The organism is Corynebacterium marinum DSM 44953, from assembly GCF_000835165.1.
Classification (GTDB): Bacteria; Actinomycetota; Actinomycetes; order Mycobacteriales; family Mycobacteriaceae; genus Corynebacterium; species Corynebacterium marinum.
This window is the reverse complement of the sequence record NZ_CP007790.1, coordinates 1,961,703-1,975,155: the sequence shown is the minus strand read 5'-3', so window position 1 is coordinate 1,975,155 and position 13,453 is coordinate 1,961,703. Positions and strand designations below refer to the sequence as shown.

Below are 13,453 nucleotides of genomic sequence, written 5' to 3'. Positions count from 1 at the left end.
CCATCACCCCGATAGTTCGAGGAGCCCGCCGTGAAGTTCGCCTTCCAGCCCAAGCAGTGGCCGGACGCCATCGCCGAGATCGAGGCGGCCGGGCACGAGTACGTCGAGGAGGTCTACGACGCGGACTTCCTGGTCTTCAACGGCGGGCCGGGCACGTTCCCGGACCCCCTCCCGTCGAACATCCGCTACGTGCAGGCGGCGTTCGCCGGGGTGGACGCCCTCTACGACGCAGGCCTCATCCGCCCCGGCGGTGTCCGCTGGGCATGCGCCTCGGGGCTCTACGACGACACGGTCGCCGAATCGACCATCGGCCTCATCCTCGCCCAGATGCACATGCACAAGACGGTGACGCTGGCGAAGTCCTTCTCGGTGCGCCGGGAGATCGACGCGGGCAAGCAGTGGCTCTTCGACGACAAGACCGTGGCGATCATCGGCGCCGGCCGGATCGCCGCGAAACTGATCGAGATGCTCCCGGTCTTCGGGGTGCACATCATCGCCGTCACCCGTTCGGGGCGGGAGGTGGCCGGTGCGGACGAGTCCTTCGCCATGGCCGACGCCGGGAAGGTGTGGGGCGAGGCGGACATCGTGGTCGTCCTGGCCCCGCTCACCGATGAGACCCGCCACATGATCAACCGTGACGTGTTCGCCCTGATGAAGCCCTCCGCGGTGCTGGTCAACGTCGCTCGCGGCCCGCTGGTGCACACCGATGACCTGGTCGAGGCGCTGCGCTCCGGCCAGATCGGCGGCGCGGCCCTGGACGTCACCGACCCGGAGCCCCTGCCGGACGGCCATCCGCTCTGGGACTTGCCGCAGTGCCTCATCACCCCGCACACGGCCAACACGTTCACCGTTATCGAGCAGCGGATGGGCGGCCTGGTCGTGGCCAACGCCGCCGCCTTCGAGGCGGGGGAGCGGATGCCCAACGAGGTGAATCTGGAGACCGGATACTAGGCTGCGTCGTCTTCCGCGGGTGGTGGTTTCTGTCGTGCTCTTATCCGATCTCCCGCTGATTCGGAGGCCGCCTGCGTCTCGTTGAACCGGAGGGGCTGACCGGGCCCTGCCCGCCGACCGACTCGCCCGGTGATCAGGCACCGGTCGAGGTGCCCTCTGCCGCCGGCGCCTGTGTGCGAATCGTCATTGGCCGCGTGGTGCGGTGGGCACACGAGGGTCAGGTTGATCAGGTCGGTGGGCCCACCCTGCTCCCACGCGGTGATGTGATGGGCATCATTGTGGATGGCGGCGGTAGCGCAGTCCGGGCAGCCGCACACCCCCTGAGCGGCGAACAGCGCCAGCCGCTGGCTGAAACTCGCGGTGCGCCTGCCCCGACCCAGCGCCAGGGGCTGACCGTCGGTGTCGTGGAGAACCATGGCATCGAACTTGGCGGCGCCCAGGCGCAGGATATCCATGAGGTTGAGGCGATCGCCGGTGTTGGTGGTGAACTCGGAGGTCGGGGAGAGGTTGTCGATGTCCTCGGCGGTGACTGACAGCAGCACCGAGCCCATCCCGTGGCCGATGGATGACGGTTGCGCGCCCAGGATGGTCATGAGCTGGTCCACGCGGCGTTGCCCCCGGGTACGGGTGTCCTCCAACTCCTCGTCGTTGAGGTTGGCGCCGGGACGCTCCCCCGGGGCCAGGGCCGCTTTGAGCGCGGCGGCGATCGCGGCCGGGAGCCGTCCGCGGATTGTGCAGGAGCCGTCGGCCTCGGGTTCGCCGATGGTGAGGAAGCGTCGGCGGTAGGCGGCGAGCAGGTCTGGCGCGCCTTTCTGGTTGGCCAGGGTGACCTGGCGGCGAAGCCATGTGCGCAGGTCCTCCGGCCGTCGCCGCCTGGCTTCACTCAGTGCCCGGTTGTAGAGCTGGCTGCGGTCAGGGTCGGCGGCGTCGGAGAGATCGGTCAGCTCCTGGTCGATGATGCGCAGGATCTCGGCGGACGCCTTTTTCGACTTGCACTGTGCCTCCTTCCGCTCTTTCCGGGCCTTTTCCGCACGTTCGGACTCCGACTGTTCCCGGGCCCGGCGTTCCTCCTCCGTTTCCGAAGGCTCAGGAGGCGGGGGCGGGGGTGGTGGGCTGAACAATGAGGTGCCCGTCCGCAGCCTTGACCAGGCTTCTTTCCGGGAAATTCCCAGCTGCGCGGTGAGATAGTCGATGACGTTGGTGGATCCCACCAGCCGTCCCGCGTCGGCGGACTCCGCCAGCCAGGCGAAGGCGGCGTCGACACGCCCCCGGGCGACCAGCGCCTGTTCGAGCCGCTCGAACTCACCCGCCACCTCGTCGAAGGATACGAGAGAGGGATCCGCCATGAGTGCTGAGAGCGCGCTCATTCCGGCCTCGATCTGGTCCACCGCTTCCTGGACGCTCAGCCTGGCCATGACACCCCCTCGTTCATGTGTTCTATAGTAGCGCCGACCCACTGCCCCGACATCCATCTTTCGAACTAGTTTGCTATCACCTGACTGTGTCAGGAGTGGTGGCTCTTTTTGTCGGGAAGAGGGCCGTCATCATTCCGCTCATTCGATCCGTCGGGTCCGGTGTGCCCTCGCTCAGGACCGGCAGGTGGTTTCCGGCACATGGTCGCCCCTGGAGGGCGGGAACCGGCATTCCCTGTTCTGTTCCGGTCGCTCAGGTACCCTCGTTGCCATGACTGATAGCCGTGCCATTGAACGTGAAGAAGTACTGACCAAGGCCCGTGCGGCCAAGGCCGTCGCCCCGATCCTGGCCCAGCTGCCGACCATCCGGAAGAACGAGATCCTCCTCGCCGCGGCCGACGCGCTGGTCGCCGCCACCGACGACATCCTGGCCGCGAACCAGCAGGACATCGACTCCGGCCGGGCGGAGGGGATGAGCGAGTCTCTCGTCGACCGCCTCAGCCTGGACGCGTCCCGCATCGAGGGAATCGCCGGCGGCCTCCGCCAGGTCGCCGGCCTGAAGGACCCGGTCGGGGAGGTGCTCGCCGGCGGTGTCATGCCCAACGGCATCCAGATGCGCCAGGTGCGCGTCCCTCTCGGCGTGATGGGCATGGTCTACGAGGCCCGCCCGAACGTCACCGTCGACGCCTTCGGCCTGGCGCTGAAGTCCGGCAACGTGCCCCTGCTGCGCGGTTCACGCACCGCGAAGCACTCCAACGCCAAGCTGGTGGAGATCCTCCAGGACGTCGTCGAGTCCTTCGACCTGCCGCGCGAGACCGTGCAGCTGCTGCCCTGCCAGTCCCACGACTCCGTCCAGGACCTCATCACCGCACGCGGCCTGGTCGACGTGGTCATCCCGCGCGGCGGCGCGAAGCTCATCGAGGCCGTGGTCACCGGGGCCACCGTCCCGGCCATTGAGACCGGCACCGGCAACTGCCACTTCTACATCGACGCCGAGGGCGACCTGCAGCAGGGCATCGACATGATGCTCAACGGCAAGACCCGCCGCTGCTCGGTGTGCAACGCCACCGAGACCGTGCTTATCGACGCCGCCCTGCCCGACGCAGACAAGCTCGCCATCATCCAGGCACTCCAGGAGGCGGGCGTCACCGTCCACGGCGACGTCGAGGAGCTGGCAGCTTTCGGCGCGCAGGACATCCGCCAGGCCGACGACACCGACTGGGGTGAGGAGTACCTGTCCATGGATATCGCCGCCAAGGTCGTCGACGGCGTGGAAGGCGCCATCGAGCACATCGCCCGCTGGACCACCGGCCACACCGAGGCGATCGCCACCAGCAACATCGTCACCGCCCAGAAGTTCGCCGACGAGGTCGACGCCGCGGCCGTGATGGTCAACGCCTCCACCGCCTTCACCGACGGCGAGCAGTACGGCATGGGCGCGGAGATCGGCATCTCCACCCAGAAGCTGCACGCCCGCGGCCCCATGGCACTGCCCGAGCTGACCTCCACGAAGTGGATCCTGCAGGGCACGGGACAGACCCGCCCGTAACAGAGCACGAACCCGGCAGGCGTCCCCGTGAGGGGGTGGATGCCGGGTTTTTCGTCCTGCCGTATCTTGCCGGTGAGCCCCCGTTGTCTGCTGCGGCAATTAAGCTCGGGTTGTCGGCCGCGGGGACCACCGCGCGGGAACCACAGGAAGGCGTGCGGGGACATGGGGAAATTCGGACGGAAGATGGCATGGTCGGCATGGGCGACGGTGGCGGGAATGGCGGCGCTGGCCGTCACCCCCGCCGCCGCGGCCGGTCCGGCCGAACCGCAGCAGGAGTGCCCGGAGGTCGTGGTCCTCGCCGCCCGCGGCAGCGAACAGAATGCGGACCTCGAGCCGACCTCCTACAGCGATGCCTCGCCGTGGGTGTCCAACGGTTACGAGGCGGGCAACATCCGGGCCTTCCTGCGGTTCACGGAGGCGCGGCACCTGGCGGAGACCGGTGAATCGCTGCTCGCGGACGTGCATGTCCTGGCGCTGGACGGCACCGTCTACCCGGCGAGCCTGCCCCTGCCGGCCATCGCCGAACCCGGCGAGGAGCTCGACGCGGCGCAGACGAGCAGCCGGCTCGGCGGGATCCTGCGGGAGACCCCGGCGCATGTCATCGCCCGGGACGCGTTCGACGGCTTCGTCGGCAGCCTGCACTCCGGGATTAACGGGACCATGGGCTACATCGATGCCTGGGAGGCGGGGACCGGCTGCCGGCCGGGATACCTCCTCGTGGGCTATTCGCAGGGCGCGATGGCGCTCCTCGCGCAGGAGCAGGAGCTGGCGCGGCGGGGGCAACTGGCCGGCTCGTTCTACTTCGGGAACCCGCTGCACGCGCTGCACCCGCTGGCGTCAGAAAGTGGTGCGGTCTACTACTGCGCCGACGGGGACGTCGTCTGCCACCCCACGTCCAGCGCGGGGCAGGCGGCCCTGGGCGACGGCGGCGGGGTGCACGGACTGTACTTCCTGGACACGGACGGGGATCCGGCGGAGGCTGAGGTACATGTCGCCGACCGCTTCCGGGAGCAGATCACGGGATATACTTCGCGTCCATGACTGAGCGCATCGGTGTCATGGGCGGCACCTTCGATCCGATCCACCACGGACACCTTGTGGCCGCGAGCGAGGTGGCGGCCCGTTTCGACCTGGACACGGTGATTTTCGTCCCCACCGGGCAGCCGTGGCAGAAGGCCGAGAAGAAGGTCTCGTTGGCGGAGGACCGCTACCTGATGACCGTGATCGCGACGGCCTCGAACCCCCGGTTCCGGGTCAGCCGCGTGGACATCGACCGTGGCGGGGACACCTACACCATCGACACGCTCGCGGACCTGCGCAAGCAGTACCCGGACGCGGAGCTGTTCTTCATCACGGGCGCGGACGCGCTGGCGTCGATAGTCACGTGGCGGGACTGGGACCGGATGTTCGAGCTGGCGCAGTTCGTCGGCGTCACCCGCCCGGGTTACGAACTCACTGAGGAGATGCTGCCCGCGGTGCACCAGGAAAGGGTCCACCTCATCGACGTGCCGGCGATGGCGATTTCCTCGACCGACTGCCGCGAACGCTCCGCCACGGGTCGTCCCGTCTGGTACCTGGTGCCGGACGGGGTCGTGCAGTACATCGCCAAGAACGACCTCTACCGTCCGATCCCCGCTGTAGACTGAGACACCGGACGGCGCGACGACTAGGAAAAAGTGCGTCATCCGTGGGAAACTCAAGGAAGTTTCCCCACCTCCCCCTGAAAATAAGGACCTTGTGTGACTGTTTCTGACGATTCCCGCCGCCTCGCCACCATCGCGGCACTGGCCGCCGACGAGAAGCTGGGGCGCAACATCGCCGTCATCGACGTCTCCGACGTGATGGCCATCAGCGATGTCTTCGTCGTGGCGTCCGCCGACACCGAACGCCAGGTCGCCGCCATCGTCGAAGAGGTCGAGGACGAGCTCAGCGCAGCCGGCGCCGAACCGCTGCGCCGCGAGGGCAACCGCGAGAACCGCTGGGTGCTCCTGGACTACGGCGGGGTCGTCGTCCACGTGCAGCGTGACGCCGAGCGGGAGTTCTACGGCCTGGACCGGCTGTACCGCGACTGCCCCCTCATCGAGGTCGAGGGCATCGAGGCGCCCGAGCGTCCGGGCAGCTGGACCGAGGATGACGTGGACATCCGCAACGTCTCCTCCATCGACCAGATTCCGCTCGCTTCGGAGGCTCCGGGCGACGCGGAAGAGGAATTCTGACCACATGACCCGCCGCCTGATCCTGATCCGACACGGACAGACCGACTACAATGCGACCCGTCGCATGCAGGGACAGCTGGACACCCACCTGTCCGACCTCGGCAGGGAACAGGCGGCCGCGGCCGGGGAGCAGCTCCTCAGCGAGAACATCACCCGCATCATCTCCTCTGACCTCTCGCGCGCCCACGACACGGCCCTGATCATCGGCCGGGTCCTCGGTCTCGACGTCTCCACCGACCCCCGCCTGCGGGAGACCCACCTGGGGGAATGGCAGTCGAAGACCGCCATGGAGGTGGACGAGGAACTGCCCGGGGCGCGCGCCGCCTGGCGCCACGACGCCACCTGGGCCCCGCCGGGCGGGGAATCGCGTGTGGCGGTCGCCGTGCGGGCCCGCCCCGTGATCGAGGAACTGATGGTCTCCTACGGGGACTGGGACGACCACTCGGTGCTCATCGTCGCCCACGGCGGCACCATCTCCGCACTCACTTCCAGCCTGCTGGATCTGGAGGTGGGCATGTACCCGATGTTCTCGGGGCTGAAGAACACCCGCCGTTCCCAGCTCACCGCCCGCCCGCGCTACCGGCCGGGCAGCCGCGACGCCCTCGACGACGTCTCCCACGGCGTGGAGTCCGGCAACGGCACCGCCGGCCCCGTCGGCGCCCCGGACTTCACCCCCGCGACGGTCTCCGACGCCCAGTGGTACCTCGACGGATGGAACATGGGCTAAATGCCGGTACGCATCGTCACCGACTCCTCCGCCGGTTTGCCCCCCGAGGTGATCGAGGAACTCGGCATCACCGTCGTCGACCTGCATGTCATGCATGAGGAAGACGGCCCCGACACCTCGACCGCCGGCCTGTCCTCCCTGGAGCTGGTCGCCGCCTACGCCCGGCAGCTGGAGCGCGGCGACGACGAGGGTGTGCTCGCCCTGCATCTGGCGAAGGAGCTGTCCTCCACCTGGTCGGCGGCTGTCCAGGCTGCCGCGGTGTTCCCCGAGGGCCAGGTCCGGGTCGTCGAGACCGGTTCCGTGGGCATGGCTGTGGGGGCGGCGGCCATGACCGCGGCGAAGCTCGCCTCCGAAGGCGCGGACCTGGACACCTGCGAGGAGATCGCGGTAGATACTCTGGGCCGTTCCGCCACGTGGGTCTACCTGCACGGTATCGAGGACATGCGCCGGTCCGGGCGCATCTCCACCGGAACGGCGCTGTCGGCGACGCTCCTGGCGACGAAACCGATCATGCAGGTCAAGGAGGGACGTCTGGAGCTGGTGGGCAAGACCCGCACCCAGCAGAAGGCGTTCACCCGGCTCATCGAGCTGGTCATCGAGCGGGCCGGGGGGCGGCCGGTGTTCGCGGCCATCCAGCACAACGACGCCGCCGAATCCGCCGCCCACCTGGAGGACATGCTGCGGGAGGTCCTCAGCGAGGGGTCGAGCATCATGACCATGCCGATGGAGACCACCCTCGCCGTCCACACCGGGGCCGGCGCGATCGGCGTGTCGGCCGTGTTCATGTCCCGCCCGGAGGATCCTTCCCCAGTTGGGTGACACGCGGACAAAGTTGTCCACAGGCTGACCCGCCGGCACTGTCCCCCGCGGTGGCACAGCCCTAGGTTCAGGGTCATGAGCACGCTGAACCGCCTCAAGGACCTCACCCGCCCCACCGGCGAGGAAGAGCTTCTCGACGTCGCCTACCCCGCCCCGCGCCTCCACCTCACCCTTCGGCACGCCGCTTTCGCTGCGGCGACGGTGGTGGTCCTCGTCGCCGGCATCGTGGTGCTGCAGGCCGAGGGGGCCTCGCCCGCCCCCGACCCGGAGCTGCCCGCTGTAGCTGAGGTGTCCGAGATGTCCGCGATGTCCCCGGAGGCCGGCACCGAGGACATGGTCGTCTCCGTCGTCGGCGCGGTGGAGCATCCCGGCCTGGTCACCCTCGCCCCGGGCGCGCGCGTCGACGACGCCCTCGGCCCCGCCCGGCCCCTGCCGGAGTCGGACCTCGCCTCGCTCAACCTGGCGCAGCGCCTCACGGACGGGCAGCAGCTGGTGGTCCCCGTCCCCGGGGATCAGGCCGCGCCGGAGGCCGCGGCGGCGCAGACCGGCGGCGGGGGAGTGTCGCTCAACTCAGCCTCGGCCGTCGAACTGACCGCCCTGCCGGGCGTGGGCCCGGCCACCGCCGCCGCGATCGTCGCGCACCGGGAGGCCACCGGAGGCTTCCGGAACATCGAGCAGCTTCTCGACGTCAAAGGGATCGGCCCCGCCAAGTTCGAGTCCCTCCGCGACGCGGTCACCTTGTGAGCGAACTCCGGCTCGTCCCCGGGGCGGTGGCGGTGTGGGCGGCCACGCTCATCCTGCTCCTGCATGGCTCGGCGCTCCTGGCGGGATTGGCGCTCGTGGCCGGGTGCGTGGGCCTGGCGTGGTGCAGGCAGGCCGGACAGGCCGCGTTCGTGGCGGTGCTCGGGGTCTCCGCCACTGCGCTGACCCGGTGGCGGCAGCGCACCGCCGCGGCCTGGGACCCGCCGGAGCGCCTCCCGGGGACCGTGTCCGGCACCCCGGTCGAGCTGGAGTCCGGAGGGCACCTCGTGCGTGTCGACGCCCCCGGCCACCCCGCCCCGCTGCCCGTGTTCACCGACCTCGGGGGAAGTGAGGTGCCCGCCGGCTCCCGCGTGGTGGTGGAGGCGGCCTGGTCGACCGCCGGCCGGCCCGGGGTGGGGGTGCAGACGGGCAACGGGGAGCTGCACGTCGTCGCCGGGCCGCAGGGGATGGACCTGTTCGCGGCGACGGTACGCGACGCCCTCGGGGCGGCGGTGGACCAGACGGTGGGGGAGTCCTCCCGGGGGTTGGTCCCGGGCATGGTGCTCGGCGACGTGTCCGCCCAGACGGCCGCGGAACTCCAGCTCTACATCGACACCGGGTTGTCGCACCTGAGCGCGGTCAGCGGGGCGAACGTCGCGATCGTCACCACGGCCGCCGTCGTCGCGTGCCGGCTGCTCACCCTCGGTCCTCGGGTGCAGGTGGCGGCGGCCGCCGCGGCGCTGCTCGGCTTCGCCGGGCTGGTGGGCGCCGAGCCGTCGGTCCTGCGGGCCTCGGTCACCGGCCTGGTGGGGCTGCTGGCGGTGCTCGGCTCCACCCGGATGGAACCGGTCCACGGGCTCTGCCTGGCGGTGACGGGCCTGCTGTTGTGGGACCCCGACCTGGCAGTCTCCTTCGGTTTCGCGCTCTCGGTCGCCGCCACCGCCGGCATCATCGCTCTTCATCCGCTGCTCTACCGTCCGCTGGCGAGGACCAGGCTCCCCGACATCGTGGTGCGGGCCCTGGCAGTGGCTGTCAGCGCGGACATCGTCACCATGCCCCTCATCGCCCTCATGGCGGGGGAGGTCTCGGTGGTCTCCGTCCTGGCGAACGTGCTGGTCGCCCCCGCGGTCGCGCCGGTGACGGTGCTGGGCCTGTTCGCGGCGGGGCTGGCGTTGCTCCCGGGACCACTGGCGTGGCTGCCCCTGAAGCTCCTGGAACCCTGCACGTGGTGGATCCACACCGTCGCCTCCTGGTGCGCCGGACTGCCCCTGGCCAGCGTGCCCGCAGATCCGGAGTGGGTGCTTGTCGCATACGGCTGGATCATTGCCGGCCTGGTGGGCGGGCACCCCTGGAAAACTCTGGCGGTGGTGCTCGGCTGGTGGTTATGGAGCGCGGACTTCACCAGGCTGCCCGCCGAGGTGCCGCTGGAGACCCTCCGCGTGCATGTCGTGCAGGAAGTGGCGGAGGTGGACCGGGCGCCGCCGGGCACGCAGGTGATCGTCGTGCGGGATCCGGCCGGCGCCCCCGCCGACCGTCCGAGCGTCACCCGGGACGGGGTGCCGGTGCTCTTCCCGAACCGGGACGGGAAGGTCAGCCTCCACGTGGACGGCACCCAGCACGCCCGCGACGGGAGGTTCTAGGATGGTGGGCATGCCTGTGGCCCCCGTACACCTGATCCTCGGCGAGGACGAGTTCATCGCCGAGCGCACCCGCCGCTCCATCATCGACGCGCTCCGCGCCGAACTCGGTGACCGCGGCGAGCTGGAGACCACCGTCCTGCGCGCCTCCGAGATCACCGGCCCGGAGCTCATCGACGCCACCAGCCCCTCCCTCTTCGGCGAGGACCGCGCAATCGTGATCACCCACACTGAACTGGCGGGGAAGGACCCTCTCGACCTGCTCCTGCAGACCTGCCGGGACGTCGCGCCGGGGATCCACATCATCATCCAGCACACCGGCGGCGGGCGGCAGAAGGCGATGGTGGCCAAGTTCCGGAAGCTGGCCGAGGTCCACGCCGCCGACCCGCTCAAGGCGGCGGCACGGCCGGGGTGGGTGACCAACGAGTTCCGGGTCCACGGCGTGCGGCCCACCCCGGACGTCGTCCACGCGCTGCTGGAGGGCGTGGGGTCCGATCTGCGCGAGCTCGCCTCCGCGGTCTCCCAGCTGGTCTCCGACACCGACGGGGACGTCACCGTCGCCGCCGTGCGCGCCTACCACGAGGGCGTCGCCGAGGTGTCGGGCTTCGACATCGCCGATCTCGCCGTCACGGGCCAGACCGCCCGCGCGGTCGCCAGCACCCGCCGCGCCCTGCAGCTGGGCATGCACCCCGTGGCCCTGGCGACGGCCCTGAGCATGAAGGTCGCCGGCATCGCCCGCCTGTACTCCACGCGCACCACCAACTGGAACGCCATGGCCGGGAGCGTCGGCATGCCGCCGTGGCTGGCGGAGAAGACCTCCAAAGTCGCCCGCCGCTGGTCGGGCGACGCCGTCTCCCAGGCGGTGATCCTCATGGCTGACCTCGACGCCGAGGTCAAGGGCCAGGGCGGCGACCCCCACTACGCGATCGAGAATGCGGTGCGGCGGGTCTCCGAGCTGGCGGGCTAAACTCTGACGGCATGACCGAGATTCCTGACGACGTGCGCGAACTGGCCACCCGACTCTTCGACATGGCCCGAAACGGCGACGAGGCTCTCCTGGAGTATATCGACCAGGGGGTCAACCCCGACCTGACCAATCAGGACGGCAACTCCCTGCTCATGCTCGCCGCCTACTCCGGCCACGAGAACCTGGTGGGGGCACTGGCGCAGCGGGGCGCGGACGTCGACAAGCAGAACGACCGCCGGCAGACCCCGCTGGCCGGCGCAGTATTCAAGAAGTACGGCGCTGTCGTGGAGAAGCTGGTCGACGCGGGCGCCGACCCCCACGCCGGGGCCCCCTCCGCCCTGGAGACCGCCCGCTACTTTCAGCTGGACGACATGCTCGCCCGGCTCGGCGCGGAGGGGTGACACCGGCCCAGTGGGGCACCCTGCTCCTGCTCAACCTCGCCGGCGCCGCCTCCCCGGGGCCTGACATCCTGCTGATCACGCGGACCGCCATCCGGTCCCGCCGCCACGCGCTGGCGACGGTGCTGGGTATCCAGATCGGCGTGATGTTCTGGTGCACCCTCACCGTCTTAGGTTTCGCCGCGCTGCTCAACGCCTTCCCGGCGCTGCTGGGTTTCCTCCAGCTCATCGGCGGCAGCTGGCTCGTGTGGATGGGGCGCGGCATGATTCTCGGCGGTCTGCGCGAGCGGCGCAACCCGCCCGTCGACCTGGAGGAAGCCGTCGCCCGCCTGGGCCGCATGCGGCAGTCCTTCCGGCAGGGACTGGCGACGAACCTGTCGAATCCGAAAATCGTGCTCTTCCTCTCCGCGCTGATCGCGCCCCTGCTGCCGGCGTCCCCGTCGGCGCTGCTGGCGGTCGGGGTGGTCGTGATGCTGTCAGTCTCGGCACTGATCCTCCAGGTGAGCATCGCGCTGATGGTCTCCACGCCGGGGATGCGGCGGAAATTCCTGCGGGCCGGACCGTGGATCGACATCGTGTCCGGGGTGTTCTTCGTCGCGGCGGGAGCGGTGCTCGCCTACAACGGGTTCGTCGACCTGCTGGGGTAGAACCGCCGGGGGGCTGCGAGGGTCGCGGGGGTCGGCTGTGTCCCCAGGTCGAGATCAGGGAGGGGAATTCACCCCTGATCTCGACCTGGGGACCACTCGTTTCCTCCCCCTGATCTCGACCAGGCCGGAGAGAGGCCGGGGAGAGGCCGGAGAGAGGCCGGGGAAGTGCCGGGCCGGGCGGATCCAGGGCGGCGTCGGGAAGCAGAAAACCCGGCCCCCCGCGGACGGGGGGCCGGGTTTCGGCGGAAGGGGCTTAGCCCAGGTTGTTCACGGCCTGTGCCAGCGAGGACTTCTTGTTCGCGGCATTGTTGCGGTGGAACACGCCCTTGGTCACAGCCTTATCCAGGGTGCGGCCGGTGATGCGCAGCTGAGCCTCGGCGGCGGTCTTGTCGCCGGCCTCGATCAGCGCGCGGAGCTTACGGATCTCGGTGCGGACGGCGGAGCGGACGGCCTGGTTGCGGACGCGGGCCTTCTCGTTAGTGAGGATGCGCTTCTGCTGGGACTTGATGTTTGCCATGAAAATACCTCTTGGTGTCGAAGAAACGGTGTCGGTAACCCACCAGCGGACATGTCCCGCGGCTGTGCGGCCACTCGGCGTCGGTGTTCGAAGAGCGGACGCAAGGTCCTGCCCGCCCCGACCGACGCGCCCGAAAGTGAATAACAGCGAAATCCTACCAGTCCAACCAGCGGAAACCCAAACTGTTTGCCGGCGGAGGACGCAGAAAAGCTAGCCCCAGTGGTAATGGTTGCGCAGGCGCGTGGCGATGCGGTCGAAGCGGCGCTGCGGGAACAGTGCTCCCTGGCGGCGCACGCCCTGTTCGGAGACCTCCAGGACCCGGTCGAGGCGCACCCAGCACTGCCGGCCGGCGGGGTCCCACTCTCCGGCGCCGATGTCCAGCCAGGATTCCGCGCCCGCGTGCCGGGGGTTGGGGGAGATGAGCAGACCGAGGATGGTGTGCCGGTCCCGGCCGATGACGAGCATGGCGCGCTCCCGGGGAGGTGCGTCGGCCCCGTCGGAGGGGGCCCAGATCCAGACGACTTCGCCGGGCTCCGCCTGGCCGTCCATGTCGGGTGCGTAGTAGATGTTCCGGCTCACCCGTTCCGTGGCTTCCACGCGGATGTTGTAGGCGGCGGCGCGGGCGGCCTCGGGCTGCTGGTCGGCGTGCAGGCCGAGGCGCTCGTTGATGCGGGAAAGGCCGTGGTCCAGTGGGGAGCCGTAGGTGCCCAGGAAGTAGGAGCGGATGCGTTCGCCGAGGCCCGGGCGATCGGTCTCGGGAAGTGCAGGGCGGTGAACCCCCTTGTGGCCGTGACCGGTGGTGCCCATGGTGTTCGCCTGCTCTCTTTCCACACGTGTTCCTGTCGGCCCAGTGTAGTAAAGGTGTGGGCGAT

General features: G+C 69.7%; 15 protein-coding genes. 12 read left to right on the top strand and 3 right to left on the bottom strand.

Translation table 11 applies throughout. The annotated features are described in order from the left end of the window. Positions 1 to 30 precede the first annotated feature (30 nt). Positions 31 to 951, top strand: a complete 921-nt coding sequence (locus tag B840_RS09345; RefSeq protein ID WP_042621918.1) for a D-isomer specific 2-hydroxyacid dehydrogenase family protein — start codon at positions 31 to 33, stop codon at positions 949 to 951. Here B840_RS09345 and B840_RS09340 read toward each other — a convergent pair. Further along, positions 948 to 2,366, bottom strand: a complete 1,419-nt coding sequence (locus B840_RS09340; protein WP_042621917.1) for an HNH endonuclease signature motif containing protein — start codon at positions 2,364 to 2,366, stop codon at positions 948 to 950. The two genes, B840_RS09345 and B840_RS09340, sit on opposite strands and share 4 nt — an antisense overlap. Before the next feature lie 268 nt (positions 2,367 to 2,634). Here B840_RS09340 and B840_RS09335 point away from each other — a divergent pair, with 268 nt between their 5' ends. The 11 genes from B840_RS09335 to B840_RS09285 all read left to right on the top strand — a co-directional run bounded on the left by B840_RS09335 (position 2,635) and on the right by B840_RS09285 (position 12,064). Continuing rightward, on the top strand, positions 2,635 to 3,912 hold the full coding sequence (locus B840_RS09335) for a glutamate-5-semialdehyde dehydrogenase (RefSeq protein ID WP_042621916.1): 1,278 nt from the start codon (positions 2,635 to 2,637) through the stop codon (positions 3,910 to 3,912). Positions 3,913 to 4,074: 162 nt separating this feature from the next. Beyond that, complete coding sequence (locus tag B840_RS09330; protein ID WP_156971891.1) at positions 4,075 to 4,953, top strand: hypothetical protein; 879 nt, start codon at positions 4,075 to 4,077, stop codon at positions 4,951 to 4,953. Beyond that, positions 4,950 to 5,558: a nicotinate-nucleotide adenylyltransferase gene (gene nadD / locus B840_RS09325; RefSeq protein ID WP_042621915.1), complete on the top strand. Its 609-nt coding sequence runs from the start codon at positions 4,950 to 4,952 to the stop codon at positions 5,556 to 5,558. Before B840_RS09330 ends, nadD begins: the two co-directional genes overlap by 4 nt. Before the next feature lie 93 nt (positions 5,559 to 5,651). Beyond that, positions 5,652 to 6,128, top strand: a complete 477-nt coding sequence (gene rsfS / locus B840_RS09320) for a ribosome silencing factor (protein WP_042621914.1) — start codon at positions 5,652 to 5,654, stop codon at positions 6,126 to 6,128. 4 nt (positions 6,129 to 6,132) lie between these two features. Continuing rightward, positions 6,133 to 6,855, top strand: a complete 723-nt coding sequence (locus B840_RS09315; protein ID WP_042621913.1) for a histidine phosphatase family protein — start codon at positions 6,133 to 6,135, stop codon at positions 6,853 to 6,855. Further along, on the top strand, positions 6,856 to 7,674 hold the full coding sequence (locus tag B840_RS09310; RefSeq protein WP_042621912.1) for a DegV family protein: 819 nt from the start codon (positions 6,856 to 6,858) through the stop codon (positions 7,672 to 7,674). 75 nt (positions 7,675 to 7,749) lie between these two features. Continuing rightward, positions 7,750 to 8,418: a helix-hairpin-helix domain-containing protein gene (locus B840_RS09305; protein ID WP_042621911.1), complete on the top strand. Its 669-nt coding sequence runs from the start codon at positions 7,750 to 7,752 to the stop codon at positions 8,416 to 8,418. Beyond that, positions 8,415 to 10,055 carry a ComEC/Rec2 family competence protein gene (locus tag B840_RS09300; RefSeq protein ID WP_042621910.1) on the top strand — a complete coding sequence of 547 codons (1,641 nt, stop codon included), beginning with the start codon at positions 8,415 to 8,417 and terminating at the stop codon, positions 10,053 to 10,055. Before B840_RS09305 ends, B840_RS09300 begins: the two co-directional genes overlap by 4 nt. Before the next feature lies 1 nt (position 10,056). Continuing rightward, positions 10,057 to 11,019, top strand: coding sequence for a DNA polymerase III subunit delta (gene holA, locus B840_RS09295; RefSeq protein WP_156971890.1), 963 nt, complete (start codon positions 10,057 to 10,059; stop codon positions 11,017 to 11,019). Between the two features lie 11 nt (positions 11,020 to 11,030). Continuing rightward, positions 11,031 to 11,420 carry an ankyrin repeat domain-containing protein gene (locus tag B840_RS09290; RefSeq protein WP_042621909.1) on the top strand — a complete coding sequence of 130 codons (390 nt, stop codon included), beginning with the start codon at positions 11,031 to 11,033 and terminating at the stop codon, positions 11,418 to 11,420. After that, positions 11,417 to 12,064, top strand: coding sequence for a LysE family translocator (locus tag B840_RS09285; protein ID WP_042621908.1), 648 nt, complete (start codon positions 11,417 to 11,419; stop codon positions 12,062 to 12,064). The genes B840_RS09290 and B840_RS09285 overlap by 4 nt, the downstream gene beginning before the upstream one ends. Before the next feature lie 253 nt (positions 12,065 to 12,317). Here B840_RS09285 and rpsT read toward each other — a convergent pair whose 3' ends face one another. Beyond that, a complete protein-coding gene (gene rpsT, locus B840_RS09280) occupies positions 12,318 to 12,581 on the bottom strand; it encodes a 30S ribosomal protein S20 (RefSeq protein WP_042621907.1) in 264 nt (87 codons plus the stop codon). A gap of 210 nt (positions 12,582 to 12,791) precedes the next feature. After that, on the bottom strand, positions 12,792 to 13,388 hold the full coding sequence (locus B840_RS09275; RefSeq protein ID WP_156971964.1) for a type II toxin-antitoxin system PemK/MazF family toxin: 597 nt from the start codon (positions 13,386 to 13,388) through the stop codon (positions 12,792 to 12,794). Between the last annotated feature and the right edge of the window lie 65 nt (positions 13,389 to 13,453).

What these genes read in the sequence shown, in the direction of transcription:
- B840_RS09340 (WP_042621917.1), bottom strand. Translation starts at nt 2,366, where the DNA reads ATGGCCAGGCTGAGCGTCCAGGAAGCGGTGGACCAGATCGAGGCCGGA.
- B840_RS09335 (WP_042621916.1), top strand. Translation starts at nt 2,635, where the DNA reads ATGACTGATAGCCGTGCCATTGAACGTGAAGAAGTACTGACCAAGGCC.
- B840_RS09330 (WP_156971891.1), top strand. Translation starts at nt 4,075, where the DNA reads ATGGGGAAATTCGGACGGAAGATGGCATGGTCGGCATGGGCGACGGTG.
- nadD (WP_042621915.1), top strand. Translation starts at nt 4,950, where the DNA reads ATGACTGAGCGCATCGGTGTCATGGGCGGCACCTTCGATCCGATCCAC.
- B840_RS09315 (WP_042621913.1), top strand. Translation starts at nt 6,133, where the DNA reads ATGACCCGCCGCCTGATCCTGATCCGACACGGACAGACCGACTACAAT.
- B840_RS09310 (WP_042621912.1), top strand. Translation starts at nt 6,856, where the DNA reads ATGCCGGTACGCATCGTCACCGACTCCTCCGCCGGTTTGCCCCCCGAG.
- B840_RS09305 (WP_042621911.1), top strand. Translation starts at nt 7,750, where the DNA reads ATGAGCACGCTGAACCGCCTCAAGGACCTCACCCGCCCCACCGGCGAG.
- holA (WP_156971890.1), top strand. Translation starts at nt 10,057, where the DNA reads ATGGTGGGCATGCCTGTGGCCCCCGTACACCTGATCCTCGGCGAGGAC.
- B840_RS09290 (WP_042621909.1), top strand. Translation starts at nt 11,031, where the DNA reads ATGACCGAGATTCCTGACGACGTGCGCGAACTGGCCACCCGACTCTTC.
- rpsT (WP_042621907.1), bottom strand. Translation starts at nt 12,581, where the DNA reads ATGGCAAACATCAAGTCCCAGCAGAAGCGCATCCTCACTAACGAGAAG.
- B840_RS09275 (WP_156971964.1), bottom strand. Translation starts at nt 13,388, where the DNA reads ATGGGCACCACCGGTCACGGCCACAAGGGGGTTCACCGCCCTGCACTT.